The 24,830-nt window shown below is 72.2% G+C and carries 19 protein-coding genes; 4 read left to right on the top strand and 15 right to left on the bottom strand.

Going from position 1 to position 24,830, the window contains the following annotated elements:
• Nucleotides 1-176: 176 nt before the first annotated feature.
• The 7 genes from ABD466_RS39670 to ABD466_RS39640 all read right to left on the bottom strand — a co-directional run bounded on the left by ABD466_RS39670 (nt 177) and on the right by ABD466_RS39640 (nt 8,576).
• A complete protein-coding gene (locus tag ABD466_RS39670) occupies nt 177-1,235 on the bottom strand; it encodes an ABC transporter ATP-binding protein (protein WP_344662454.1) in 1,059 nt (352 codons plus the stop codon).
• Nucleotides 1,232-2,224, bottom strand: coding sequence for an ABC transporter ATP-binding protein (locus tag ABD466_RS39665; protein ID WP_344662453.1), 993 nt, complete (start codon nt 2,222-2,224; stop codon nt 1,232-1,234). Before ABD466_RS39665 ends, ABD466_RS39670 begins: the two co-directional genes overlap by 4 nt.
• Nucleotides 2,224-3,198 carry an ABC transporter permease gene (locus tag ABD466_RS39660; RefSeq protein WP_344662452.1) on the bottom strand — a complete coding sequence of 325 codons (975 nt, stop codon included), beginning with the start codon at nt 3,196-3,198 and terminating at the stop codon, nt 2,224-2,226. Before ABD466_RS39660 ends, ABD466_RS39665 begins: the two co-directional genes overlap by 1 nt.
• A 12-nt stretch (nt 3,199-3,210) precedes the next feature.
• Nucleotides 3,211-4,971, bottom strand: coding sequence for an ABC transporter substrate-binding protein (locus tag ABD466_RS39655; RefSeq protein WP_344662451.1), 1,761 nt, complete (start codon nt 4,969-4,971; stop codon nt 3,211-3,213).
• 99 nt (nt 4,972-5,070) lie between these two features.
• Nucleotides 5,071-6,051: an ABC transporter permease gene (locus ABD466_RS39650; RefSeq protein ID WP_344662450.1), complete on the bottom strand. Its 981-nt coding sequence runs from the start codon at nt 6,049-6,051 to the stop codon at nt 5,071-5,073.
• Nucleotides 6,052-6,249: 198 nt separating this feature from the next.
• Nucleotides 6,250-7,212 carry a LysR family transcriptional regulator gene (locus tag ABD466_RS39645; protein WP_344662449.1) on the bottom strand — a complete coding sequence of 321 codons (963 nt, stop codon included), beginning with the start codon at nt 7,210-7,212 and terminating at the stop codon, nt 6,250-6,252.
• 80 nt (nt 7,213-7,292) lie between these two features.
• Nucleotides 7,293-8,576: an alpha/beta fold hydrolase gene (locus ABD466_RS39640; RefSeq protein ID WP_344662448.1), complete on the bottom strand. Its 1,284-nt coding sequence runs from the start codon at nt 8,574-8,576 to the stop codon at nt 7,293-7,295.
• A 223-nt stretch (nt 8,577-8,799) separates the two neighbouring features.
• On the opposite strand from ABD466_RS39640, the gene ABD466_RS39635 reads away from it, so the two are divergent.
• Complete coding sequence (locus ABD466_RS39635) at nt 8,800-9,657, top strand: hypothetical protein (RefSeq protein ID WP_344662447.1); 858 nt, start codon at nt 8,800-8,802, stop codon at nt 9,655-9,657.
• 148 nt (nt 9,658-9,805) lie between these two features.
• Here ABD466_RS39635 and ABD466_RS39630 read toward each other — a convergent pair whose 3' ends face one another.
• The 5 genes from ABD466_RS39630 to ABD466_RS39610 all read right to left on the bottom strand — a co-directional run bounded on the left by ABD466_RS39630 (nt 9,806) and on the right by ABD466_RS39610 (nt 15,569).
• Nucleotides 9,806-10,750 (bottom strand): LysR family transcriptional regulator, encoded by a 945-nt coding sequence (locus tag ABD466_RS39630; RefSeq protein ID WP_344662446.1) that lies wholly within the window; start codon nt 10,748-10,750, stop codon nt 9,806-9,808.
• Between the two features lie 195 nt (nt 10,751-10,945).
• Nucleotides 10,946-11,767, bottom strand: a complete 822-nt coding sequence (locus tag ABD466_RS39625) for a SigB/SigF/SigG family RNA polymerase sigma factor (RefSeq protein ID WP_344662445.1) — start codon at nt 11,765-11,767, stop codon at nt 10,946-10,948.
• 10 nt (nt 11,768-11,777) lie between these two features.
• A complete protein-coding gene (locus ABD466_RS39620; protein WP_344662444.1) occupies nt 11,778-12,215 on the bottom strand; it encodes an ATP-binding protein in 438 nt (145 codons plus the stop codon).
• A gap of 97 nt (nt 12,216-12,312) precedes the next feature.
• Nucleotides 12,313-14,748 (bottom strand): SpoIIE family protein phosphatase, encoded by a 2,436-nt coding sequence (locus ABD466_RS39615; protein ID WP_344662443.1) that lies wholly within the window; start codon nt 14,746-14,748, stop codon nt 12,313-12,315.
• Nucleotides 14,745-15,569, bottom strand: coding sequence for an ATP-binding protein (locus tag ABD466_RS39610; protein WP_344662442.1), 825 nt, complete (start codon nt 15,567-15,569; stop codon nt 14,745-14,747). Before ABD466_RS39610 ends, ABD466_RS39615 begins: the two co-directional genes overlap by 4 nt.
• A 141-nt stretch (nt 15,570-15,710) precedes the next feature.
• Here ABD466_RS39610 and ABD466_RS39605 point away from each other — a divergent pair, with 141 nt between their 5' ends.
• Nucleotides 15,711-16,034: an STAS domain-containing protein gene (locus tag ABD466_RS39605; RefSeq protein ID WP_344662441.1), complete on the top strand. Its 324-nt coding sequence runs from the start codon at nt 15,711-15,713 to the stop codon at nt 16,032-16,034.
• Nucleotides 16,035-16,128: 94 nt separating this feature from the next.
• On the top strand, nt 16,129-16,317 hold the full coding sequence (locus tag ABD466_RS39600; RefSeq protein WP_344662440.1) for a hypothetical protein: 189 nt from the start codon (nt 16,129-16,131) through the stop codon (nt 16,315-16,317).
• Nucleotides 16,318-16,459: 142 nt separating this feature from the next.
• Here ABD466_RS39600 and ABD466_RS39595 read toward each other — a convergent pair whose 3' ends face one another.
• Nucleotides 16,460-21,124: a HAMP domain-containing protein gene (locus ABD466_RS39595; protein WP_344662439.1), complete on the bottom strand. Its 4,665-nt coding sequence runs from the start codon at nt 21,122-21,124 to the stop codon at nt 16,460-16,462.
• 98 nt (nt 21,125-21,222) lie between these two features.
• Entirely contained in the window at nt 21,223-21,891 is a 669-nt protein-coding gene (locus ABD466_RS39590; RefSeq protein ID WP_344662438.1) for a hypothetical protein, read from the bottom strand.
• A 131-nt stretch (nt 21,892-22,022) separates the two neighbouring features.
• Between ABD466_RS39590 and ABD466_RS39585 the strand changes: the two genes are divergently transcribed.
• On the top strand, nt 22,023-23,546 hold the full coding sequence (locus tag ABD466_RS39585; RefSeq protein ID WP_344662437.1) for an FAD-dependent oxidoreductase: 1,524 nt from the start codon (nt 22,023-22,025) through the stop codon (nt 23,544-23,546).
• A gap of 165 nt (nt 23,547-23,711) precedes the next feature.
• Here the strand turns inward: ABD466_RS39585 and ABD466_RS39580 are convergent, their stop codons facing one another.
• The gene (locus ABD466_RS39580; protein ID WP_344662436.1) at nt 23,712-24,812 is read right to left on the bottom strand and encodes a transaldolase; all 1,101 of its coding nucleotides are present in this window, start codon (nt 24,810-24,812) and stop codon (nt 23,712-23,714) included.
• Nucleotides 24,813-24,830 lie beyond the last annotated feature (18 nt).

Genomic DNA, 24,830 nt, shown 5'->3' with positions numbered 1-24,830 from the left:
GAGGCCCCCGCTGGAAGCGCCGCCGGAGGCGCTTTTGACCTTGACCGTCCCGGTGAATCCATCACCACCCCACGAGACCGGCAACACCCCGAAACCAGCAACCGCACCAGCAACCGCAACCAGAGCCGGAGCCGGAGCCCCAGCAGAGCCTCAGTACCGTCCGTCTCCCCCTCCTCCTAAACGATCCCCGGAAAATGACACGCCGCGAGATGCCCCGCAGCAGAGCCCCCAAGCGCCCGCAACGGCGGCTCCTCCACGGAGCAGATCCCCTCGGCCCTCGGGCAGCGGGTCCGGAAGGTGCAGCCCGAGGGCGGATCCAGCGGGCTGGGGACGTCCCCGACCAGACGGATCCGCTCCCGGCCGGATCCGTTCGCCTGGCCGTCGTCGACCTCCGGCACGGCTGACAGCAGCGCCTGCGTATAAGGGTGCTGGGACCTCTCGTAGAGCGTGTCCCGGTCGGCGACCTCGACGATCCGTCCCAGATACATCACCGCCACCCGGTGGCTGACGTGCCGCACCACGGCCAGGTCGTGTGCGATGAACACGAACGCGATGCCGAGGTCGCGCTGCAGTCGGCGCAGCAGGTTGACGATCTGCGCCTGGATCGACACGTCCAGAGCCGACACCGGCTCGTCCGCCACGATCAGCGCCGGGTCGGTCGCCAGTGCCCGTGCCACGCCGATCCGCTGCCGCTGTCCGCCGGAGAACTCGTGGGGGTAGCGGTGGACGTGTGCGGGGTCGAGGCCGACGGTCTCCAGCAGCTCGTGGATCCGTTCCCGGCGGCTCGCCTTGGTGCCGACGCGCAGGGACTCCAGGGGCGCGCCGATGATCTCGCCGACTGTGTGGCGGGGGTTGAGGGAGGCGTAGGGGTCCTGGAAGACCATCTGGATCTTCCCGCGCAGTGGTGTCAGCTCGCGGCGATCCGCGTGGGTGATGTCCTGGCCGTCGTAGCGGATCGTGCCCGCGGTCGGCTCCAGCAGGCGGGTGACGAGCCGGCCGGTGGTCGACTTGCCGCACCCCGACTCGCCGACCAGGCCCAGGCTCTCGCCGCGGGCCACGGTGAAGGTGACGCCGTCCACCGCCTTCACCGCGCCGACCCGCCGCGGCACCAGCAGGCCGCGACGGACCGGGAAGTGCTTGGCCAGGCCCTCGACCTCCAGCAGCGGCTCGATCTTGGCGGGGCGCAGGTCGAGGTCCACGCCGGTGGCGGTGTGCGGGGTGCGCGGCGGGTTCATGAGGCGGTGCTCCGTTCCAGGGCGAGGTGGCAGGCCCGCGAGCGGCCGCCGGATCCGGGCAGAAGGCTCGGCACGGCCGTCGTGCACAGGTCGCCGACCCGGGAGCGGGCGTCGCAGCGAGGGTGGAAAGCGCAGCCGCTCGGCGGATCGAGCAGGTTCGGCGGGCTGCCGGGGATCGGCACGAGCTCGGAGTCGGCCGGACCGTGCAGCGTCGGCACCGACCGGAGCAGGCCCGCGGTGTAGGGGTGCTCGGGGGCGGCGAGCACCTGCGCGGCGGGCCCGTACTCCACGCAGCGTCCGGCATACATCACCATCACGTCGTGGGCCACGCCGGAGACCACGCCGAGGTCGTGGGTGATCAGCAGGATCGCGAGCTGCGACTCGGCCTGCAGGTCGGCGAGCAGGTCGAGGATCTGGGCCTGCACGGTGACGTCGAGCGCCGTGGTCGGCTCGTCGGCGATCACCAGGTCCGGCTCCCCCATCAGCGCCATGGCGATCATGACGCGCTGGCGCATGCCGCCGGAGAACTCGTGGGGGTACTCCTGGACCCGCCGCGCCGGATCCGGGATGCCGACGCGGGCCAGCATCTCGACGGCGCGGGCGCGCGCCTGCGGGCGGCTCGCGCCGGTGCGGCGCCGGTAGCCGTCGGTCAGCTGCCGCTCGACGGTGTGGTACGGCGACAGCGCGGTGAGCGCGTCCTGGAAGACCATGGCGATGCGTGAGCCGCGGTAGGCGGAGACGCCGCGCTCGTCCAGGGCGGCGAGGTCGACGCCGTCGAACTCGACGCGGCCGGTGACCTCGGTGCGCAGTCTGTTGTGCAGGCCGAGCAGCGCCAGCCCGGTCGCGCTCTTGCCGGAGCCGGACTCGCCGACGACCGCGAGGGTCCGGCCGCGCCGGAGCTCGAAGCCGAGTCCGGTGACGGCCTGCACGGTCCCGCCCTCGGTCCGGAACCGGACGCTGAGGTCCTCGACGGTGAGCAGGGGGCGCATCACAGCCTCACTCGGGGGTCGATGAAGGCGTAGCAGAGGTCGACGGCGGCGTTGCAGAGCACGATGAAGGCGGCCGCGACCAGCACGGTGCCGGTGATCATCGGCAGGTCGAGGTTGGTCACCGAGGACACCGCGAGCTGCGCGATGCCGTGGATGTTGAAGGTGGTCTCGGTGATCACCGCGCTGCCCAGGAACACCCCGAGGTCCAGGCCGAACTGGGTGAGGACCAGCGTCATCGCGCCGCGCCAGGCGTAGCGCAGGTGCACGGCGCGCGGCGGCAGGCCCTGGGCGCGCGCCGTGCGGACGTACTCCTGCGACTCGGCCTCGATCATGGAGGACCGGGTGAACCGGACGTAGGTGGCGGCGGTGACGACGGCCAGGGTGAGCCAGGGCAGGATCATGCCGCCGAACCATTTGCCGGGGTCGCCGGTGATCGGGGTGTAGCCGGGTTGCGGCAGCAGGTCGGCCTCGTCGACGAGCAGGTAGCGGGCGACGATGCCGACGAAGTAGACCTGCATGGAGGAGCCGACCAGGGCGACGGCGGTGAGCCGCTTGTCGAGCTTCTGCCCGCGGCGCAGTGCGGCGATGACACCGAGGCCGACTCCGATGCTCAGGATGAGCACCGAGGCGCCGACGGCCAGGGAGAGCGTGGCCGGGAAGCGGTCGGCGAGGGTGGCGGTGACCGGCTGCTGGTTCACGAAGGAGTAGCCCAGGCACGGTGCGGCGCACCAGGTGGCGCCGTAGTGCCGGCCGGCGACGATGCCGTGCAGGAACTGCCAGTACTGGTCCGGCAGCGGCCGGTCGACGCCGAGGTTGTGGCGGATGGTGGCCAGGATCTCGGGGGTGCAGGTCTTGCCGCAGGACAGGCGGGCCGGGTCCGACGGGAGGGCGAAGAACAGGAAGAAGGTGACCGCGCTGACCGCGAACAGGATCAGCGCGGCTCCCAGTCCTCGCCGGATGATGAATCCGAACAAGGCTTCTCTCCCCTACTTCACGTAGACGTCGAGCGGGTAGCAGGTCCCGATGAAGCCGGTGTGGACGCCGCCGAGGCCCGGGCCGTAGAGCGAGACCTGGCGGCCGTCGACCCAGGGGATGATCGGGGCGGACCGCATGATCTGCTTGTCCAGGGCGGCCCAGGCTGTGTCCTGCTGGGACAGGTCGGTCATGGCCTGGATCCGGTCGATCTCGGCGTTGACCGCGGGGTCGTCGAACAGCGAGTTGTTGCCGCCGCCGTCGGTGATCTGGCGGCCGTCGAACACCGGCGGGATGACGGAGGAGGCGCTGGGCCAGTCCGGGCCCCAGCCGCCCCAGTAGACGTCGAACTGGTTGTCCACCTTCTGCGTCTCGTCGTAGTAGTTCTTGGCGCTGAGCGGCTTGGTGACGACGGTGAAGCCCGCCTTGCCGAGAGCCTGGGAGACGGCGACGGCGGCCTGCTGCCAGGTCGCGTCGTCGGAGTAGGCGAACACGATGGTCGGGTGCGGGTTCGAGGTCTGGGCGAGCAGGGCCTTGGCCTTGTCCGGGTCGCCGTTGTCGGGAACCCCGTAGAGGTCGTAGTTCTGATAGCCGTTGGTCACCGGCGACATGATGGTGTGGGTGAAGTCGCCGTAGACCGGGCCGCCGAACAGCTGGCGGACCTGCTGGCGCGGGAAGGCGTCCACGAGGGCCTGGCGGACCTTGACGTCGGTGACGCGCTTGGTGTTGATGTTGAAGAACTCGGAGAACGGCGTGACCTGGTTGACCAGGCGGGCCTTGAGGTCCGGGTTCGAGTCGACCTGGCCGGCCAGGTCGGCGCCGACCTTGACGTTGAACGTCATCGCGGTCTTGTCGGCGCCGTTGGCGGCCATCAGGCGCTGGTTGATGTCGACGCCCTGCGCGCCGAACTCGAACTTCCACTGGTCGGGGTAGGCGTGGCGGACCGGGTCGCTGTTCGGGTCCCAGTTGGGGTTGCGGGAGAGCACCATGCCCTTGTCGACGTCGTGGCTGTCGACCTTGTAGGGGCCGGAGGAGAAGGGGTGCTTGTCGAAGGCGGCCTTGGTGTCCTTGTCCTTGGGAACCGGGCTGTAGGACTGCATGGCCAGGGCGAACGGGAAGTCGGCGTGTACGGAGGCCAGGTGGAAGACGATGGTCTTGGCGTCCGGGGTCTCGATCGCGGGCAGGTCCTGGCCGCCCCAGGGCCCGGAGTAGACGGTGGACGGATCGGCCTTGCCGGTCAGCCACATCTGCAGGTACTGCGGGCCGCCGGAGAGCTCTTTCTGGAAGGTGCGCTCGATGCCGTACTTGACGTCCTGCGCGGTGATGGGGCTGCCGTCCTCGTATTTGAGGCCGTCCTTCAGGGTGTAGGTGAAGGTCTTGCCGTCGGTGGTGGTGCCGGTGTCGGTGGCCAGGTCGCCGACCAGCTTGGTGGTGTTCCCGACCTGCTGGTAGCTGGTGAGCTGGCGGGTCAGCAGCAGGTCGGCGGTCTGGTTGGTGGAGGACCAGACGCGGGCCGGGTCCAGGTGGCTGAAGTCGGAGTGCTGGAGCACGGTGACGGTGCCGCCGGCCTTGGCGCCGGGAACCGCGGGGTCCGGGCCCTGGGAGTCGGCGGCGGTGCCGAGGGCGACGGCCTGTTTGGCCACGGCCTTGGCGGCCGGCTTGCTGGGATCGGTCTTCTTGCCGGAACTGGAGCCGGAGCAGGCGGTGCTGACCGCGAGCGTGCCGGCGACGGCCAGGACCAGGGCCGACCGCGAGCGGTGTCCGGATATGGGCATGGGTGTTCCCTTCGAGGGTGCGGTGATGGTGGGAATAAGAGGTGCGGAATATCTCCGGGCGCGGGCCGTAGGCCGCAGGCCGCAGGCCGCGGTCGGCGGTCAGCGGTCCGAAGGCGCCAGGGCGTCGCGCACCGAGTCCCCGAGCAGGTTGAAGGCGACGACGAAGACCAGGATCGCCAGGCCGGGGACGAGCATGTAGGTGATGTCGGACAGGTACACCTCGGCCCCGCGGTGGATCATCCGGCCCCAGTCCGGCGTGGGCTCGACGATGCCGGCGCCGAGGAACGACAGCGCCGCCTCGGTGGTGACGTAGGCGGGCACCGACAGCGAGGCCGAGACCAGGATCGGCGTCCAGAGGTTGGGCAGCAGCTCCCGCGTGACGATCCGGGCCGGCGAGGCGCCCCCGATGCGCGCCGCCTCGACGAACTCCCGGGTCCGCAGCGAGATGACCTGCCCGCGCAGCAGCCGCGCCACCGGCGCCCATCCGAACGCGGAGAGCACCACGACCAGCGTCATGACCCGCATCCAGGTCGGCGTCTGCTGGTCGGCGCCCACGAACAGCGACTGCACCACCGGCACGAACGCGATGATGAACAGCGTCGACGGGAACGACAGCGCGATGTCCACGACCCTGCTGACGCCGAAGTCCAGCCATCCGCCCGCGTACCCGGCGACCAGCCCGACGGCCGTGCCCACCACGGTGACGACGAGGACCACCACCAGCGCGATCAGCAGCGACGTCCGGATCCCGTAGAGCAGCTGGGTGAAGACGTCGCGCCCGAGCCCCGGCTCCAGGCCGAGCCAGAACCGGCCGCCGGCCCCGCCGAGGGCACCGGTCGGGTAGCCGTAGTCGTCGAGGAGGCCGGACTCGTTCTGCCCGTAGGTGGTGTAAGGGTCCTTACCGTAGATCGCGCTGATCAACGGGGCGCACATCCCGAGGACGAAGAACACGCCGACCACGACCCCGGCCGCCACACCGGTCCGGTCGGACCGGAAGCGCCGCCAGGCGAGCGCGGCGGGGGTGCGGGGCGTGGACGTGTCGATCTCCCTTTTCAGGAAGGTGGTCGGTGAACGGCTCATGCGGAGCTCCGGAACTGATGGCGACGGCTGGAGTGAAAGAAAAACTCTCATCCGGCCTTGCGCCATGACAATGATTACGGCGATAGAGAAATTGCAGTCTCGTGATAACCCCGTCGACCTGGGGGAAGGCAGGAGGAACCGACCCCGCGCGGCTGGCGATAGCAGTATCAGCGCGGGGCTATAACAGCGAATGAATTGTCACATCTGCGAACTGCTATATGTGCGCGCGGCCCAATCCTGGAGGTGCGGCGCGTAGACGATCAGGTCGCGGTAGGCCGCGGCGGCCGAGCGGTAGATCGAGTCGACGACGTCGTCCCCGACCGCGCCGACCCTCCAGGCCAGCAGGTAGCGGCACCACAGCGGGGTACCCATCAGGGGTTTCACGGCCACGCCGGCGGTGGGGGCGAACGTCGCCTGGACCGCCGCGACGCCCAGACCCTCGGCGATCATCGCATGCAGTTGGCTGCGATCGCCGAAGAACTCGTGGACGGTGGCGGGGTGGAAGCCCGCGACCTGGCAGGCCGTGAAGAAGACGCCCGGCCAGCCGGCGCCGTCGTCCGGGGTGACGAACCAGGCGTCGTCGGCCAGGTCGGCGAGTGAGATCTCGGAGCGCCCGGCCAGGCGGTGGCCGGTGGGCAGGGCGACGAACGTCGGCTCGGTGACGATGCCGCGGTGCGCCACGGCCGCCGAGTGGCGCAGCTCCTGTCCCGGGTAGTCGACACCGACCGCGACGTCCACGGCCCCGTCCTCCAGCAGCGCCACGATCTCGGCGCTGGAGTAGACGCTGGTGACGGTCAACGCGTGGTCCGGCGCGGCGCCGCGGAAGCGGACGACCAGACCGGACAGCATCGGCGTGTTGGTGGCGGCCAGCCGCAGCGTGCGGCCGGGGGCCGAGGCCGGCCGCACGTCGCGCGGGCCCATGGCGTCCACCCGCGCCAGCACCTCGCGCGCCTGGGCCACCACCTCCGTGCCGAACGGGGTCGGCGCCACGCCGGTGCTGCTGCGGTCGAACAGCGGCTCGCCGAAGAAGTGCTCGATGCGCTGCAGCTGGGTGGTCATCGCGGGCTGCGAATAGCCCTGCCGCACCGCGGCGCGGCGCAGGCTTCCGGTGTCGGCGATGGCACACAGCGTCCGCAGATGACGGAGTTCCAGGCGCTCCATCCGGTCCTCTCAGGTGGCGGGAGAAGTGTTATGGCGTGACGCCGCACGTGTTATCGGCCGATCGGCCCCGGCCGACGCGGCTATATGCGTCCGGTGGTCATGTCCATCAGCCGCGACAGCACGCCCTCGCCGGAGGCGTTGACGCCGTCGTGCTCCCACTCGTTCGTCACCCAGGCGCGCGCCGCGCCCACGCGGTCGAGCGTGCGCAGCGACAGCTCGGCGTCGACGTACATGTCGTCGTGGTAGACGACGGCCGCCAGCGGGACCGTGTTCGCGGCCAGCCGCTGCGGGTCGTAGAGCCGCGGCCACTCGGTCCACCCGGCGAGGATCTCGGCGGCTTCGGCGAACGGCCGCAGGGAGGTGAGCTCCTCGAACATCCAGGGGTAGATCATCTCGCCGGTGAACAGCAGCGGGTCGGCGTCGGCGGCGAAGCGCGGGTGCTCGGCCATGATGCGCTGCGCGGCCCACGCGGTCGGCTCCGGGCCCTGGGCGAAGCACGGCTCCTGCAGGATGGTGAACAGCGGGTTGTCGGTGAAGCCGGTCTGCTGCATGACCTGGAGCAGGAAGGTGTCGCTGAGCTCCCCGGCGGAGTCGAAGGCCTCGTCGAGGAGCCAGTGCACGCGCTCGAAGCCGTCGCTCATGCCGAAGGCGAGGCCGAGGCTGCGCAGCCGGGACGCGGTGAGCTTGGAGCCGTCTGGCAGCAGTACACGACCGGTCTCGGCGAGGTCGGCGATGCGCCGCACAGTCTCCACGTCGCCGGGATAGCGGGCGTAGAACTCGCGGTTCTTGGCCGCGACGCGGGGATAGGTGCGGCGGTAGACATCGTCGGGAGTGGCCTGGAGGCCGGGGATGCCGCCGGTGACGTGGCAGGAGTTCAGGCCCTCGGGGGCGAGCGAGAGGTAGGTCAGGGTGATGAAGCCGCCGTAGCTCTGGCCCAGGGTGTCCCAGGGCCGGTCCCCGCACAGCGTGCGCCGTATCAGCTCCGCGTCGCGGACGATCGCGTCGGCGCGGTGCAGCGAGAGGTATCGGGCGAGGTCCTTGCCGGAGCTGAAGCGGCTGGCGAAGCCGGGCGTGACCGGGGTCGAGCGTCCGGTGCCGCGCTGGTCGAGCAGCAGGACACGGTGCGTGCGCAGGGCGCGGGAGAGCCATCCCGGGAAGCGGCCGCTGGGACGCGGCGACTTGCCGCCGGGCCCGCCCTGGAGGAAGACGAGCCAGGGCATGCCCTCCAGGCCCTCCCGGTCGGCGGCGCGCACCGGGTCGACCGCTTCGCGCGCGAACACCTCGATGGTCGGCCCGTGGGGTTCGTCGTGGTCGAGCGGGACGGTGAACACGTGGTCGGTCAGGACCGGCAGCGGGTTGTGCATGGGGCTCCCTCGGTTTTCCAGCGCGGATGACGCGATGCGTGGTACGTAACATTGCATTGAGGGGTACGCGGGGCAACAGGTTGCGCTACAGCACCTTGCGGGGGTGGTTACAACATCGGCGCCGCGCGTCTGCCATACGGGTGATGCGGAACATGGGCAGGGGTTGTCAGGGAACGAAGCCCTCGCCATGATCCCATCCCCCTGGACCAGCAGAGAGGCCCTCATGAGACACGCCCGGATCCTCGCCTTGACGGCGACCGCCCTCCTCGCCGCCGGCACGGCGACCGCATCCGCCGAGGCGGACCGCGGGAGACCCGCACAGCCCCGCTTGCAGACCACGTACTCCGACTTCACAGGCAATACCGCCACCATCAACGCGGGACAGTATGGAGGGGCGAGCGTCGCGTGTCCCACCGGCTGGTATCCGGCCAGTGGAGGCGGAGGGTCCGACACCTCCGCCACCAGCAATTCGCTGACCATGGTCCGCAGCGAGCCTTATTACAACATCGGGGACAACCGCGGCTGGAGCGTCGAGTGGTTCAACACCGGACCGAACGTCGAACAGGTCTGGGCCACTGTCGTCTGCTCCCCGGCATACCACTTCCTATCCCTCGGCGCCCAGGAGACCGTGGCTCCCGGCACGGCGAAATCCTGGTTCGCCGCCTGTCCAGGAGTGAACCCCGCGACCGGCGGTGCCTTCGAGAGCTACGACACGGGGACGGGCCAGCCCCTCCGTTTCAACAGCTCCTACCCCGACACCGGCGACGCCCCGAACTGGTGGCACGTCACGGCCACCAACGAAACCTCCGCGCCGGCCGACGCCGGGGCGTACGCCGTGTGCGGCCCCAGCGGCCCCCGCACCATCGCCACCCAGAGCAAGGTCGTGCCGCAGGCGACCAGCGACGAGGTGGACGTGTTCTGCCCGAGCGGCATGGTCGCCGCCGGCGGAGGAGGCCTGGCGGGCGACTTCACCTACCTCCGCGCGTCGGAGCCGAGCGACTCCCGCTGGATCGTCCGGTACGGCAACACCAGCCGCTCCCCGCAGACCGTGACGGCATACGCGGTCTGCGTGCCGGCGTAACAAGAAGCTGCGGTGGCAGGCGCAGGGCCACTGGCCCGCGGGGGGGGGCGCCGTCATCCGTCAAATGCTGGCCGTCAGAGTTCGTGTTATGGCGTGCCAGCCACCTGCGATGCTCTCGCGTCCCAGGCCAGCGGCGCCAGAGGCACTGTCACCGCCGCAGACCACGGGCCCACGCCTGATAGTGCTCAGCCCGCCCGATCAAATCCCGGTAAGCGGCGTGGGCCGCGGCGAAAAGCACCTCGGCGCGCGCCTCCGTGACCGAGTCGCGCCGCCACGCCAGGACGTACCGGCACCACAGCGGCGTGCCGGTCAGCGCCTTGATGACCACGCCGGGCGCCGGGCGGCACGTCGCCTGCACCGGCGACACCCCGAGCCCGGTGGCCACCATGGCCTGCAGCTGTGTCTGGTCGCCCAGGAACTCGTGCACCTGCTGCGGTGTGAAGCCCGCCGCCTCGCAGGCCGCGTAGAAGACGCCGGGCCAGCCCGCGCCGTCGTCCGGGGTCAGGAACCAGGCCTCGTCGGCCAGTTCGGCGAGGGTGACCTGGAGGCGGTGGCGCATGCCGTGGCGGGCCGGGAGGGCGATGAACGTGGGCTCGGTGGCGATGCCGCGGTGGGTCACGGCGTCGGAGTGGCGCAGTTCCAGGCCCGGGTAGTCGGCGGCGATCGCGACGTCCAGGTCGCCGCCCTCCAGGCGGTCGACCATGGCCGCCGAGGAGTAGACGCTGCTGACGATCAGCGACACGTCCGGGACCTGCTCGCTCACGCGGGCCACCATGCCGGCCAGGACCGGGGAGTTGGTGGCGCCCAGGCGGATCGCCCGGCGGCCGCCGCCGGTCCGGTCGGGGACGTCGCGGAGGGTGTCGGCACGGACGAGGATGTCGCGGGCGCGGGACAGGACCTCGACGCCGTAGCCGGTCGGCCGGACGCCGGACGGGCTCCGGTCGAAGACCACGCGGCCGAAGTACTGCTCGATGCGTTGCAGCTGCGCGCTGAGCGCCTGCTGCGAGTAGCCGAGCGTGGCCGCGGCGCGTGCCACGCTGCCGGCGTCTGCGATGGCGCACAGGATGCGGAGGTGGCGGAGTTCCAGATCCATGTGGTGCCCTCCCGTGCGACCGGCCGGTCACCATGATCGGGGACCGGCCGGGGTGGAGGCTAGGGGTGGAGGCTAAGGTGCACTACGGGGCGATCTTCGTGCAGGCGAACGAACTGTCGCTGCTGACGCTCGCGCAGGGCTTCTTCGGACGCCGGTCTCGATGGGGACGTTCCACGACCTCTCGGGGCAGTACACCTAGCGCTCGACCGCCTCCCGCAGCCGTCCGAGGATCTGCGTCAGCAGCCGCGAGATCTGCATCTGCGACACCCCGAGCTCGTCCCCGATATCGGCCTGCGACATCCCGCGGAAGAACCGCATCAGCAGGATGCGCTTGTCGCGTTCGCCGAGATCGGCGAGCAGCGGTTTGAGGGTCTCCCGGTCGACCACCATGCCGAAGGCGGGGTCGTCGGCTCCGAGCAGTTCGCCGAGGGTCGCGCCCTCGCCGTCGGATTGGGTGACCGGGACGTCCAGCGACGCGGTGCTGTAGACCGCGGCCGCCTCCAGGGCGTCGACGATCTCCTCGGGGGTGGCTTCCAGGTGCTCGGCGAGCTCGGTCATCGTCGGGTCGCGGCCCAGCGTCTGGTTCAGATGTTCCTCGGCGGGGCGCAGGGCCGCGGAAAGTTCCTGGAGACGACGCGGGACGTGGACGTCCCAGGTGGTGTCGCGGAAGTGCCGCTTGATCTCGCCGGCGATCATCGGAGTGGCGTAAGTGAGGAACGAGGTGCGGTAGGCGGGATCGTAGTTGTCGACCGCCTTCACCAGGCCGACGTAGGCGACCTGCTCCAGGTCCTCGGGGGACTCGCCGCGGTGCTGGAAGCGACCGGCTATGTAGCGGGCGTAGGACATGTACTCGCCGATGACATACTCGCGCAGCGCAGAACGCTCGGGATGGTCCCGCTCCAGGGCGGCAAGCCGGCGAAGCCCGTCCAGGGCCGCGGCGCGCTCACGGCCGCGGTCGGGGCGGTCCGCGGACTCGGGAGGGCCCACGGACTCGGGACGTGCACTTCTACCAGGCATGGCACTCGCCTCAGCGCAGGAGCGGGCTGTGGCGCTTCTCCATCTCGACGCGTGCGATGGAGCCGTCCCGCACCCAGGTCAGGGAGTCCACCAGGGCGGTCAGCACCTTCCATCCGAAGCCGTCGCGGTCGGGAGGCCGCACGTCGGCGGCCGAAGCGCACACCATGATTCGCAGCGTGCCCGGACCGACGCGGACGCGGCACTCCAGATCGCCCCGGGGTGGGCCGTCCGGGGGATTTTCGCCGATCAGCAGGCAGCAGGTCTCGTCCACGGCCAGGCGGAGGTCGATGATCTCCGCGACCGTGTAGCCGAGGCGGGCGCCGAGCTGGGCCAGGGCCGAGCGGACGACGACGAGGTAGTCCTTGTGGGCCGGCACCCTGATCAGCACCGACTCGACCTCGCCCGCGGCGCTTCCGTTCGCCCGTGTCGTCTCGACCCGTTGCACCATCGCACCTCTCCCGCGGTCCCCGGCCCGACGGACCCCTCCCCGGTGCGCCGGGCGCGTTCTCCGCCTCCGCTTGACCCGTGAGCGGCGGATCAAACCCTCACTCGAAGCGGACGGCCAGCACGCAGACGTCGTCGTCGGTGTCGGAGCGGGCCCCGGCCAGGATCCGGTCGAGGTAGCGGCCGAGGTCCGGATCCGGGTCGCGGGCCTGGCCGAGCAGGTAGGCGGTGGTCTCGTCGTCTCCGGCGCGGCGCCGCTCCACCAGGCCGTCGGTGTAGAGCAGCAGCACGTCCCCGCTCTCCACCGCCAGGTCGCAGTCCTCGTAAACGGCCTGGGAGTCGGCGCCGAGCATCGGCCCGACGTGGTCCTCGATCGTCTCGGCCGCGCCGCCCCGGACCCGGATCGGGGCCGGATGCCCGGCGTTGCCCCACCGCACCACCCGCCGAGCCGGGTCCCACAGCAGGCAGCAGGCGCTGGCGATGGTGAACTCGGGCATGGAGTCGACCAGCTCGTTGAGCAGGGTGAGCAGGCGGCCGGGCCGGTTCTCGGCGAGCGCCATGCCGCGCAGGCCGTGGTGCACGTCGGCCATGGCCGAGGCGGCCGGCAGGCCGTGGCCCGCGACGTCGCCGATGGCCAGCAGCAGCTGGGCGTCGCGCAGCGGGAAGACGGAGTACCAGTCGCCGCCGACGCCGGCCGCCGCGCTGGCCGGGCGGTAGCGGGCGGCGACCTCCACACCGGTGTGGGGCGGCTCGTTGCGGGCGGCGCCGGGGACGATCGCCTGCTGGAGGGCGGAGGCCAGGTTGCGTTCGGCGTCGGCGCGGGAGCGCTGGGCCGCGAGCTGCACGCGGGCGACCTCCAGCGCGGTCTCGGAGCGGCGCCAATCGGTGACGTCCTGGATCACGCCCACGATGCGCTCGGGGGCAGTAGCCGGGCGGGAGGGGGCGGTGGAGCCGGCCGCGCGGTCGGCGCGGTCGCTTTCTGCGCGGTCGGTGTCGGCGCGGTCGGCGCCATGGGCCCGGTCGAGGGTGTCGGAGCCGCCGGAGCCGCCGGAGCCCGCGCCGTGCCGCCCCGGCACCGGCTCGGCCGCCAGCCGCACGCGCGTCGGCTCCCCGCCGTAGTGGACGATCCGGAACTCGACCTCGGCGGGCCGCCCCTCGGTGGTCAGGGTCTTGATGAAGCGGCGCTCGGCCTCGGCGTCGTCGGGGTGCACCGTGTACGGCGGCCGGTTGATCCCGGTCGGGTCGCCGAGCGCCGGGGCGCCCATGATCCGCAGCGCCTCCGGCGACCAGCGGACCCGGTCGCCGGCCGCGTCCCAGGTCCAGGTGCCGAACCGGCCCAGGCGCTCCAGGGTGGCGTCGACCTCGGTGGCCGGCTCGGCGGTGGAGTGGGCGACGACCAGCACCGAGGTCACGCCGCCGGCGCGCACCGCCGAGACCGCCTCGACGCCGAGCCGCCCGGTCTTGACCGGGTGCCGCCTCGGCGTGCCGGTCCGCGCCACGACCGCGAGGGCCTCCACGACGTCGTCGGTGGCCAGCCAGGGTGCCGCCGCCTCCAGGCTCCTGTCGGCGCCGGGGAGCATCAGGTCCGCGGCGGCCTCGTTACGGGCGGTGACGTGGAGCCGGTCTGCGGTGACCGGCATGGCTTCCAGGCCGGTCACGACCAGCGCGGGGACATCGAGCAGGTCCACGACGTCCTGCCACGGGGACTCGGCCACGGCTCCGGTCGTGCCGCCCGCGACCCCGGCCGCGGCGGACTCGGCGCCGTGGAGGTCCTCGCCGAGCATCCGGAGCAGCGCCGGACCGGCGGCTTGGACCACGGCCTCGACCTCGCGGCGGGCGCGGTCGTCCAGAGCGCCGGCGGCGCCCCCGGACCCCGGGCCGGAGCCGTGTCCGGAAGCGGGCATCGGACGCCACGCCAGCAGCACCACCCCGATGAGCATCCGCCCGGACCGCAGCGGGACGGCCACCCGGGTGCCGTGCGGGCCCGTGCCGCTCTGCCCGATGACCACCGGCCGGTCCTCGGAGTCGTCGTCGATCCAGACCGGCGCGCCGGACCGCACGGCCCGGTTGATCAGGGTGTCGACGGCCGGCGGGATCCGGCGCCAGCGGCGGATCTCCCGGGCCGGGAAGCCGGTGGAACCCAGGATCGCGACGGTGCCGTCGTCGTCGAGCACGCCGATGACCGCGCCGGACGGCCGCGAGTAGCCCAGCGCCTCGGTGACCAGGCTGCGCGCAAGCTCGTCGCCGTCGGCGGAGCGGTCCAGCGCCGCGACCTCCGGGTGCAGGCGGACGACGTCCGGGTCCGGCGGGGCGTCGGCCGCCAGGCCGGCCGCCTCGGCGACGACGTCGGCGGCGACCGCGCGCAACGGCCGGCCGGAGCGCCGGGCGATGGCCGCGAGCTGGGCGACGGCCTCGGCGGAACCGCAGCCGGAGCGGGCCATGACGACGCCGACGGCCTGGTCGACCAGGGCGTCCCAGCGGTGCTCCCGGCGCTCCCGGGCGAGGCGGTCGCGGTGGGCGGCGAAATCCTCGCTCACGCCTGCGTCCCCTTCCGCTTCTCCGCCCGCACCCCGCAGCTCCGGTCGCCGGCCCGCCACTCGATCTCGTCCACCAGGGCCTGCAGCAGATGCCATCCGAAGTCGTCGACGCCCGGCGGCCGGCGGGCCGCCACCGGCGCGGTCATCTCCAGCCCCACCCGCCCCGGGCCCACCACGAACCGGCAGCTGATCCCGGTGCCCGCCGGCCGGTCCGGACGCTGCGCGTAGAGCAGCGAGTAGATCTCGTCGGCGGCCAGCCGCAGATCCTCCAGATCGCGCCGCTCGAAGCCGGCGCGCACCGCGAGGTGGCCGGCCGCGGAGCGCACCATGCCGACCATGTCCTTGTCCCACGGCAGTTCGAGGACGATCTGGTCGTCCGCGGCTCGCTCGGCCTCGCGCCACGCCGGCGCGTCCGGCATGCGCAGGCGCGCCCACACCGTCTTGCCGCCGCCGGCGGCCCGCGGGGTGGTGCCCCACGCCTCCGCGAGCCGGTCCACGATCGCCAGGCCCAGCCCGCCGGCGGAGCTGCGCCCGGCGGGCGGCAGCAGCCGGGGCACCCCGTCCGCGGCATCGTCGACCTCGACGACGACCCCGGCCTCGGCCGGGATCAGCCGCAGCGTGGCCGGGGTCCGGGCATGGCGCACCGCGTTGGTGACGAGCTCGCTCACCACCAGGCCCACCGGCTCGCCCCACTGCGGCACTCCCCAGCGCCGCAACGTGAGCGCCGCGAAGTCGCGCGCCGCGCGCGGCGCGTCCGCGTCGGGGACCAGCACCGCTTCCGAGACCTGGCGGCCCGTCGCCAGACCACCGCTGCCGCTCACTCGGCCTCCCGACTCCGGCCGGACCACTTCCCGGGCACCCATGGTCCCACGCCAGGTGGGGCCGCACATTCGGAAAGCACGAGAAACCTCCGCCGGTTAGGGTCGACAGGTACGCCTTGGAGCCAGGCGGGAGGCCGCGGCATGGACGAGTTCACTGTATCGGCGACGGCGTCGGACTCCGCGGTGCGGGCCACGGTGGCCGGCGACGTCGACCTGGCCACCGCCGAGCGGCTCCGGGAGGCGGTGACGTCCGAGGTCCGCCCGGGTGTCCGGGTGGATCTGGACTGCTCCGGCGTCAGTTTCCTGGATTCGGCCGGGGTGCGCGTCCTGCTGGAGCTGAACCGCACCGCCCGGGAGGCCGGGGGCGGCCTGGTGCTGGTGGCGCCGTCCGAGGTCGTCGTGCGGATCCTGGACCTGGCCGGGGTCGCGGGGCTGTTCGCCCTGCGCCCACCTGCGGTGTCGTGACCTGCGCTGTCGCGAATTCGAACCGGCGTTTACCCTGGATCTGCACGGGCACAAGCAGTGCCGACCCGTCAGCTGTGAGCTGAGGGAGGCTGCCATGTTCAAGAACTCCGGTTGGATCGTGCCGGGCATCCTGCTGGGCGGGGCGCTGTTGTTGATCGGTGCCATCACGTCGGGCAACGGCACGATGGTCGTGGTGACATTCCTGCTAGTGGCGGTGGCGATGTCCGCCGCACGCTCGGACGACGGCAAGCAGCGTGAGCGCCAGCGCGGGAAGCGGCGCTGACGACCGGCGAGTGACGGCTGACCGGTGACCGGCGACGGCCGGTGACCGACGAACCCGCCCGGCGGGCGGCACCACCCGCCCGCCGGGCACCATCTCAGGGGCACCATCTCAGGGGCACCGTCTCAGGGGCACCGTCTCAGGCTCAGTCCTTGTTGATCAGATCCTTGATCAGCAGGAGCAGCAGGTCCACGTCCACCGGCTTGGTGACGTGCTCGTTCGTGCCGGCCGCCAGGCTCTTCTCCCGGTCCCCCTTCATCGCCTTGGCACTGACCGCGACGATCGGCAGGTCGCGGAACGGCTCCAGCGCGCGGATGCGCGCGGTGGTGGCGTAGCCGTCCATGCCGGGCATCATGATGTCCACCAGGACCAGGGCCACGTCGTGGTTCTGCTTCAGCAGCTCGATGCCCTCGCGGCCGTTGCCGGCGTAGACGACGTTCAGGCCCTGCAGCTCCAGGGCGCTGGTCAGGGCGAAGACGTTGCGGATGTCGTCGTCGATGACCAGGACCTTCTCGCCGTCGAAGCGCGGCAGCTCGCGGCCGGTGCGGCCGCTCTCGCCGGCCGGGCCGGTGGGGCGCGGGCCGCCGGTGAGCACGTGCAGGGTCAGGCGCTCGGCGACCTGCGGGATGGAGTGCGCGACCTCCAGACGGGCCGGATCGCGCTCGGCGCGGCGCAGCGAGTCGGCCACGCCGTCGTTCGCCGCCGACTCGTAGAGCATCACCGGGGTGCTCGCCGCGGCCGCGGCGACCGCGTCCAGGAGCTCGCGCACCTGCGGCGCGGGGCAGCCGGCGTCGACGACCACGCAGATCGGGCGCGCGGTCGCCAGGGTGCCGCGCAGGTCGGCGGCGCTGGTCAGGGAGACCACCTCGACCTGGTCCTTGACCCCGGCCAGGCTCTCCAGCGCCGACCCCGCGGCGTCGGCCAGCACCGTGGTGCCGAGCGGTTCCATGACCACGATCGCGGTGGCGGGGCCTCCGGGCCCCGTGCCGGTCGTCGTCCCCGTCCCGGGCCCCGGCCCGAACCCGACTTCGGCCTCGGCCTCGGCCTGGGACGGCAGGTGCGGTGCCCCGGCACGGCCCCGCGGCACGTACTCGCTGTCGGGGGCCGTCGGCACCGTCGGCAGCAGCAGCGTGAACGTGCTCCCCCGGCCCGGCGCGCTCTCCACCCGCAGCTCGGCGCCGAGCAGGCGGGTCAGCTCGCGGCTGATCGACAGGCCCAGGCCGGTGCCGCCGTACTGGCGGCTCGTCGTCCCGTCGGCCTGCTGGAAGGCCTCGAAGATGAGCTCCAGCTTGTCCTCGGCGATGCCGATGCCGGTGTCGGTGACGGCGAACGCCACCGCGGACTCGCCCCGCGACCCGTGCGCGGCCGAGACCCGGAGCCGGACCTCGCCGGCGTCGGTGAACTTCACCGCGTTGGACAGCAGGTTGCGCAGGATCTGCTGGACGCGCTGGTTGTCCGCGGTGACCATGGCCGGGGCGTCGGCCCGCACGTCGACCTGGAGCGTCAGGCCCTTGTCGGCGGCCAGCGGCTCGAAGGTCGCGGCCAGGGCCTCGACCAGGTCGGCGACCGGCCAGGACTCGTTCTGGATCTCCATCCGGCCGGCCTCGATCTTGCTCAGGTCGAGGATGTCGTTGATCAGGCCGAGCAGGTCCGAGCCGGCCGAGTGGATGGTCTGCGCGAAGTCCACCTGGCGCGGCGTCAGGTTCTGCTCGGCGTTGTCGGCCAGCAGCCGGGCCAGGATCAGCAGGCTGTTCAGCGGCGTGCGCAGCTCGTGCGACATGTTGGCCATGAACTCGGACTTCACCTTCGAGGCCAGCGCCAGCTGCTGCGCCCGCTCCTCCAGCGTCAGGCGCGCCTGCTCGATCTCGGCGTTCTTGATCTCGATGTCCTTGTTCTGCTTGGCCAGCTGCGCGGCCTTGTCCTCCAGCTCGTTGTTCGACTCCTGCAGGTCCTCCTGCCGGGACTGCAGCTCGCCGGTCAGCCGCTGCGACTCCCGCAGCAGCGCGTCGGTGCGGGCGTTGGTGGTGATGGTGTTGACCGCGACGCCGATGGTCTCCTTCAGGGCCTCCAGGAAGTCCCGGTGCACCTGCGTGAACTCGTTGACCGAGGCCAGCTCGATGACGCCGAGGGTCTGGCCCTCGAACGGCACCGGCAGCACGATGACGTTGGTCGCGCCGGTCTCGCCGAGGCCGGAGCGCACGCGGACGTAGCCGGCCGGGGCGCCGGTCAGGGCGATGGTCTTCTTGCCCACCGCGACCTGGCCGACCAGGCCCTGGCCGGGGGCGAAGACCGGCTCGGAGCCGGGGGCGGCGGCGTAGCCGAACCCGGCGATCATCCGCAGCCGCACCGCCTGGGCGTCCTCGCCGGCCCCCACCGGTCCGTCGTCGGTCTCGGCCAGGAAGAAGGCCGCGCTGTGCGCCGAGACCAGCGGCGCCAGCTCGTCCAGGATCAGCCCGGCGACGCTGGCCAGGTCGCGGCGGCCCTGCAGCAGGCCGGCGATCCGGGCCAGGTTGGTGTTCAGCCAGTCCTGCTCCTGGTTGGCCCGGGTGGTGGCGCGCAGGTTGCCGATCATCTGGTTGATGTTGTCCTTGAGCTCGGCCACCTCCCCCGAGGCGTCGACGGTGATCGCCCGGGTCAGGTCGCCGGTGGTCACGGCGGTGGCCACCTCGGCGATCGCGCGCACCTGGGTGGTCAGGTTGCCGGCCAGCTGGTTCACCGACTCGGTGAGCCGCTGCCAGGTCCCGGAGACGTCCTCGACCGTGGCCTGGCCGCCCAGCTTGCCCTCGGTGCCGACCTCGCGGGCCACCCGGGTGACCTCGGAGGCGAACGCCGACAGCCGGTCCACCATGGTGTTCAGGGTGGTCTTGAGCTCCAGGATCTCGCCGCGGGCGTCGACGTCGATCTTCTTGGTCAGGTCGCCGTTCGCGACCGCGGTGGTCACCTGCGCGATGTTGCGCACCTGGCCGGTCAGGTTGTCGGCCATGACGTTCACGCGGTCGGTGAGCTCCTTCCAGGTGCCGGCCACGCCGGGCACCCGGGCCTGGCCGCCGAGCATGCCCTCGGTGCCCACCTCGCGCGCCACCCGGGTGACCTCGGAGGCGAACGCCGACAGCGTGTCGACCATGCCGTTGAAGGTCTCGGCCAGGGCCGCGACCTCGCCCTTGGCCTCGACGGTGATCTTCTTGGTCAGGTCGCCCTGGGCCACCGCGGTGGCCACCCGCGCGATGCTGCGCACCTGGCCGGTGAGGTTGTTCGCCATGACGTTGACGTTGTCGGTGAGGTCCTTCCAGGTGCCGGACGCGCCGCGCACCTGCGCCTGGCCGCCCAGGTTGCCCTCGGTGCCGACCTCGCGTGCCACCCGGGTGACCTCGTCGGCGAAGCCGGAGAGCTGGTCGACCATCGTGTTGATGGTGGTCTTGAGCTCCAGGATCTCGCCGCGGGCGTCGACGTCGATCTTCTTGGTCAGGTCGCCCTGCGCCACCGCGGTCGTCACCTGCGCGATGTTGCGGACCTGGTCGGTGAGGTTGTTGGCCATCGAGTTCACCGAGTCGGTGAGGTCGCGCCAGCTGCCGGCCACGCCCGGCACCTGCGCCTGGCCGCCCAGCCGGCCCTCGGTGCCCACCTCGCGGGACACCCGGATGACCTCGGAGGCGAAGCCGGAGAGCTGGTCCACCATCGTGTTGAGGGTGTCCTTGAGCTCCAGGATCTCGCCGCGCACGTCGACGTCGATGGTCTGGGTCAGGTCGCCGGAGGCCACCGCGGTGGCCACCTTCGCGATGCTGCGGACCTGCGCCGTCAGGTTCCCGGCCATCCGGTTCACCGAGTCGGTGAGGTCCTTCCAGGTGCCGGCCACGCCGGGCACCCGGGCCTGGCCGCCCAGGATGCCCTCGCTGCCGACCTCACGGGCCACCCGCGTGACCTCGTCGGCGAAGCCGGACAGCTGGTCCACCATGGTGTTCAGGGTGGTCTTGAGCTCCAGCAGCTCGCCCCGCACGTCGACGGTGATCTTGTGGGACAGGTCGCCCTGCGCCACCGCGGTCGCCACCTGGGCGATGTCGCGCACCTGGGCGGTGAGGTTGCCGGCCATCAGGTTCACCGCGTCGGTGAGGTCCTTCCAGGTCCCGGCGGCCCCGGGCACCTCGGCCTGGCCTCCGAGGCGGCCGTCGCTGCCGATCTCCCCGACCACCCGGGTGACCTCGGAGGCGAAGGTGCGCAGGGTGAGGCGCATGTCGTCGAGGGTGCGGCCGAGCTCGGCGAGCTCGCCGCGGCCGTCCACGACCACCTCCTGGGACAGGTCGCCCTCGGCGATCGCGGCCAGCACCCTCCCGGTGTCCTGCAGCGGGCGGGCCAGGTCCTCGAGCAGGGCGTTGACCGCGACGCGCTGGCGGTCCCAGTCGCCGCCGCTGAGACCGGGGCCGACGGAGCCGATCCCGGACCACACGACGCCGCCCGCGCCGGTCCCGAAGCCGCCGTGCGCGGACCCGCCGTTGCCGAGACCACCGTTGCCGAGACCGCCGTTCGCGCCGCCGTCGCCGGCGCCGAGGCCGTTCCCGACACCGCCCAGCCGCTCGCTGATCACACCGTCGCGCCCGACGGCCGCGCCGACCCGTTCCAGCTCCACCAGATAGGCCTGGTTGGCCGCGGCGATGTCGTTGACCAGGGCGCACACCTGCGCGAGGTCGTCGTCGCCGCTGACCACGACGCGGCGGCGGAAGTCGCCGTCGCGCAGGGCGCGCAGCGCGCCGAGGAGCCGTCCGAGACGTGCGTCCGAGACACCCGGCCGGTCAGGCCGGTGCTGGGGGGAGTCCATCGATTCCGCCGTTCATGCGACTTGGGCGCGCCGGCCACGCCCACAGTCCCATCCTGTACCGAACGGGCGGCCTCAGGAAGTCGGCCCGCGACACGACCTCAGTTCCCGGCGCCGACGTCGACCGCCGGCAGGTCCTTGATCTCGTGCTTGGTCAGCCGGACCTCGACCTCCTCCTCGGTGATCTTCCCCACGGCGACGATCGGGATGGCGACCTGCTTGTGGCCCCACAGGTGGCCCTCGTCGAGCAGCACGTGGGTCACCGTCTCGTCGGCCGGGTCCACGATGAGGCCGCGGACGTGGCCGATCCGGCCGTCGGTGGCGTGCACGCGCTCGCCGCGGCGGATCCGCACCTCGCCGACCGGGACCCGGTCCTCCAGCTCGATCCAGGGCGTCAGCACCGGCTCCGGGGCGCTCAGGCCCATCGCCGGGCGCGCCGGGCCGAGGCCGAAGTAGGGCCACGCCATGATCTCGTCGCCGCGGTAGCCGTAACGGTCCTCCTCCTCGTCCTCGGCGTTCATGAAGTGGGTCCGGACGGCGGTCTCGAAGTGCGAGAACTCGTCGCGGGTGCAGTCCAGGACGACGGCGCCGCCCTCGACCCCGGCCCGCTCGACCGGGACCAGCCGCGACTGGCCCGAGCCGTGCGGCACCACGATCAGGTGGGCGAGCCGGTCGGCCACGGGGTCCACCACGACGCACACGAGCTCTCCGCACTCGCCGTCGGAGCAGCGCACGCTGCTTCCGATCTCGTATTTCCGGGCGGCGGTCATGCTGGGGCTCCTTCCGCTCGCCGTGGCCGGACCGTGTGGGCGGCCAGCGGCGGGGTATACGATCACCCCCTTTCGATCGTGCGCCTGCCCGACCGACGTTTCAACTTCCCGAGCGCGGTTACCGGACGCCCATGAACGAGTCGTATTGGACCGGCACCAGCGGGACCACCAGGTACCCGGCCCTGGACGCCCGCACCACGGCCGACGTCGCCGTGGTCGGGGGCGGACTGGCCGGCCTGTGGACCGCATGGGAGCTGGCCCAGGCGGGCCGGCGCGTCGCGGTGATCGAGGCCGGGCGCATCGGGGCCGCCTCCACGGGGAACACGACGGGCAAGGCCACGGCCCTGCAGTCACTGAACTTCAGCGCGATCGCCCGTACCGCCGGGCAGGACGCGGCCCGGCGGTACGGGCAGGCGCAGCTGCTGGCGGTGGAGAGGGTCGCGGAGGTGAGCGCGGCCCTCTCCCTCGACTGCGACCTGGAGCGGCGTCCGGCGTACCTGTACGTGACGCTGGAGCACACGCTGCCGGAGCTGCGCGAGGAGCTCACCGCGGCGGTCGCGGCCGGCGTCCCGGCGGTGTTCCGGGACGCGATCGACCTGCCCTTCCCGGTCGCCGGGGCGCTGCGCCTGGACGGCCAGATCCAGTTCCACCCCCGCAAGCTGCTGCTCGGCCTGGCCCAGGACCTGGTCCGCCGCGGCTCGGTGGTCTACGAGGACAGCCGCGTGGTGGCCGTCGACGACGGCGAGCCGTGCGTGGCGGTGACCGAGGACGGGGCGTCGGTGACCGCCGAACACCTGGTCATCGCCACCGGCTTCCCGATCACCAGCACCCCGGGTCCGCGCCGGGCGCTGCGACCGCGCCGGGAGCTGGTGGTGGCCGGCCCGGTGCCGGCCGAGAGCGTCCCGGAAGGCATGTACATCACCCTGGAGGACTCGGTGCGCTCGGTCCGCACCGCGCCGCTGGACACCTCGCACCGGTTGCTGATCGTGGCCGGGGAGAAGTTCACGCCGGGGGCGGGCGGCGTCGGGGAGCGCTACGAGACCCTGTCGAGCTGGGCGGCCGCCCACGTGGGTCTGCGCCAGGTGACCCACCGCTGGTCGGCCCAGGACTACGAGACCGAGGACCGCGTCCCCCTGATAGGAAAGGCGTCCCAGTCCCCCGATCACGCCCACACCTGGATCGCCACCGGCTTCGGCGGCTGGGGCCTGACCAACGCCGTCGCCGCCGGACAGCTGATCACCACCGGCATCGCGGGCGGCGGCCTCCCGGACTGGGCCGCCCCGTTCTCCCCCGGCCGCCTGGAGGACACCGACAACGACGGCGCCGCACGGACCGGCGGCGGCCGCTCGGTGGTCCGGCACCGCATCGAGCCCGGCGAAAGAGCCGCGGTGGCCGCGATCCAGCCGGGCGAGGGCGCGGTGGTGGACGTCGGCGGGGAGCACTGCGCGGCCTACCGGGACCTCTCAGGGATCCTGCACCTGGTGTCGGCGGTGTGCTCTCATCTGGGCGGCACGGTGGGGTTCAACGACGCGGAGAAGACGTGGGAGTGTCCGTGCCACGGATCGCGGTTCGCGCCGGACGGCTCGGTTCTTCAAGGGCCGGCGGTGCGGCCGCTCGCGCCGGTGACGACGCACTTGGGGGTCGCGGCGCACTGAGTCAGCCCGAAGCCGTGGAACCTGGGCGATCGCCGCGCTGTTGCGCTGCTGCCACGGCGGGCATCGCGTCGCAGAGGGTGCTGGTCAAGGCGGGATTCGTCGCGGTCGGCCCGGCCGGCCCGGCCGATCTGGGCGGAAAGCAGGGTACGTGGTACCAGCTCGACCTCACCGGCCGGGGCCGAGCGCTGCCAGCTCCTTGAGCATCTCGGTGAACGACCGGTTGAAGTCCCGGATCCCGGCCTTCTCCAGGTGGCCGGTGAGCGTGTCGTAGTCGACGCCCGCCCGGCGGAAGCCGTCGAGGACCGCGCCGGCCTCCTCGACGCCGTCCTCCAGCGTGGGGCCGACGCGGCCGTGGTCGAGGAAGGCCTCGATGGTGGACCGGGACATCGTGATGACCGTGTCCGGACCGATCAGGCTCTCGACGTATTTCACATCGGAGAAGGTCGGGTCCTTGGTGGACGTCGAGGCCCACAGCGGCCATTGGGGCTGGGCGCCGGCGCGGGACAGCTCCTCCCACGCCATGCCCGAGAAGACCTCCTTGTAGGTGCGATAGGCGATCTTCGCGTTGGCGACCGCCAGGCGGCCGGCCAGGTCCGGATCGCCGCCGACGGCACGCAGCGCCTCGTCGCCGGCCGCGTCGACGTGGGACACGGAGAAGGAAGCGACCGAGGACATCGTCCGCAGGTTGCCGCCGTTGTCGCGCAGCCTGCGCAAGCCTCGCACGTAAGCCTCGGCGGCCTGCCGGTGACGGAAGACCGAGAACAGCAGGCTCACGTCGACCCGGACGCCGAGCGCCGTCGCCTCTTCAACGGCGACCAGGCCCTGGACCGTGCCGGGGATCTTCACGAGGAACCGGGGGTGGTCCACCGCCCGGTGGAGCAGGTACGCCTCCTCCACCGTCGACCGCACGTCGTGCGCGAACCGCGGGTCCACCTCCAGCGACACCCAGGCGTCCCGGGGCCCGGGACCCGTCACAGTGCCCTCCAGCATCGCGCACGCCTGCCGGGCGTCTGCCACGGCGAGATCGAGGTAGGCCTGTTTCGAGTCCTTGGCCCCGGCCACCACGTCGCGCAGCCTCTGCCGTTGAGCGTCCGTGTGATCACCGTCCGTGATCGCTCCTCGAACGAGCGCGGAATTCGTCGTCAGCCCGCGCACACCCCGCGCCACCAGGTCGACCAGGCCGCCGCTCATGAGGGCGCCGCGGCCGATGCCGTCCAGCCAGGGGCTCTGGCCCAGGTCCGCCAGATCGTCCAGCGCGGTCTTCATCCCACCACCGCCTTTCCG

The organism is Catenulispora subtropica, assembly GCF_039531675.1.
GTDB classification, from domain to species: domain Bacteria; phylum Actinomycetota; class Actinomycetes; order Streptomycetales; family Catenulisporaceae; genus Catenulispora; species Catenulispora subtropica.
The sequence above is the reverse complement of the archived record's forward strand: the minus strand, read 5'-3'. Positions and strand labels throughout refer to the sequence as shown.

Bases quoted from the DNA above. Each gene is read 5' to 3' on its own strand.
- ABD466_RS39640 (WP_344662448.1), bottom strand. From the start codon at position 8,576: ATGCACAACCCGCTGCCGGTCCTGACCGACCACGTGTTCACCGTCCCG.
- ABD466_RS39645 (WP_344662449.1), bottom strand. From the start codon at position 7,212: ATGGAGCGCCTGGAACTCCGTCATCTGCGGACGCTGTGTGCCATCGCC.
- ABD466_RS39635 (WP_344662447.1), top strand. From the start codon at position 8,800: ATGAGACACGCCCGGATCCTCGCCTTGACGGCGACCGCCCTCCTCGCC.
- ABD466_RS39595 (WP_344662439.1), bottom strand. From the start codon at position 21,124: ATGGACTCCCCCCAGCACCGGCCTGACCGGCCGGGTGTCTCGGACGCA.
- ABD466_RS39580 (WP_344662436.1), bottom strand. From the start codon at position 24,812: ATGAAGACCGCGCTGGACGATCTGGCGGACCTGGGCCAGAGCCCCTGG.
- ABD466_RS39665 (WP_344662453.1), bottom strand. From the start codon at position 2,224: ATGCGCCCCCTGCTCACCGTCGAGGACCTCAGCGTCCGGTTCCGGACC.
- ABD466_RS39620 (WP_344662444.1), bottom strand. From the start codon at position 12,215: ATGGTGCAACGGGTCGAGACGACACGGGCGAACGGAAGCGCCGCGGGC.
- ABD466_RS39600 (WP_344662440.1), top strand. From the start codon at position 16,129: ATGTTCAAGAACTCCGGTTGGATCGTGCCGGGCATCCTGCTGGGCGGG.
- ABD466_RS39605 (WP_344662441.1), top strand. From the start codon at position 15,711: ATGGACGAGTTCACTGTATCGGCGACGGCGTCGGACTCCGCGGTGCGG.
- ABD466_RS39630 (WP_344662446.1), bottom strand. From the start codon at position 10,750: ATGGATCTGGAACTCCGCCACCTCCGCATCCTGTGCGCCATCGCAGAC.
- ABD466_RS39655 (WP_344662451.1), bottom strand. From the start codon at position 4,971: ATGCCCATATCCGGACACCGCTCGCGGTCGGCCCTGGTCCTGGCCGTC.
- ABD466_RS39625 (WP_344662445.1), bottom strand. From the start codon at position 11,767: ATGCCTGGTAGAAGTGCACGTCCCGAGTCCGTGGGCCCTCCCGAGTCC.
- ABD466_RS39585 (WP_344662437.1), top strand. From the start codon at position 22,023: ATGAACGAGTCGTATTGGACCGGCACCAGCGGGACCACCAGGTACCCG.
- ABD466_RS39590 (WP_344662438.1), bottom strand. From the start codon at position 21,891: ATGACCGCCGCCCGGAAATACGAGATCGGAAGCAGCGTGCGCTGCTCC.
- ABD466_RS39650 (WP_344662450.1), bottom strand. From the start codon at position 6,051: ATGAGCCGTTCACCGACCACCTTCCTGAAAAGGGAGATCGACACGTCC.
- ABD466_RS39670 (WP_344662454.1), bottom strand. From the start codon at position 1,235: ATGAACCCGCCGCGCACCCCGCACACCGCCACCGGCGTGGACCTCGAC.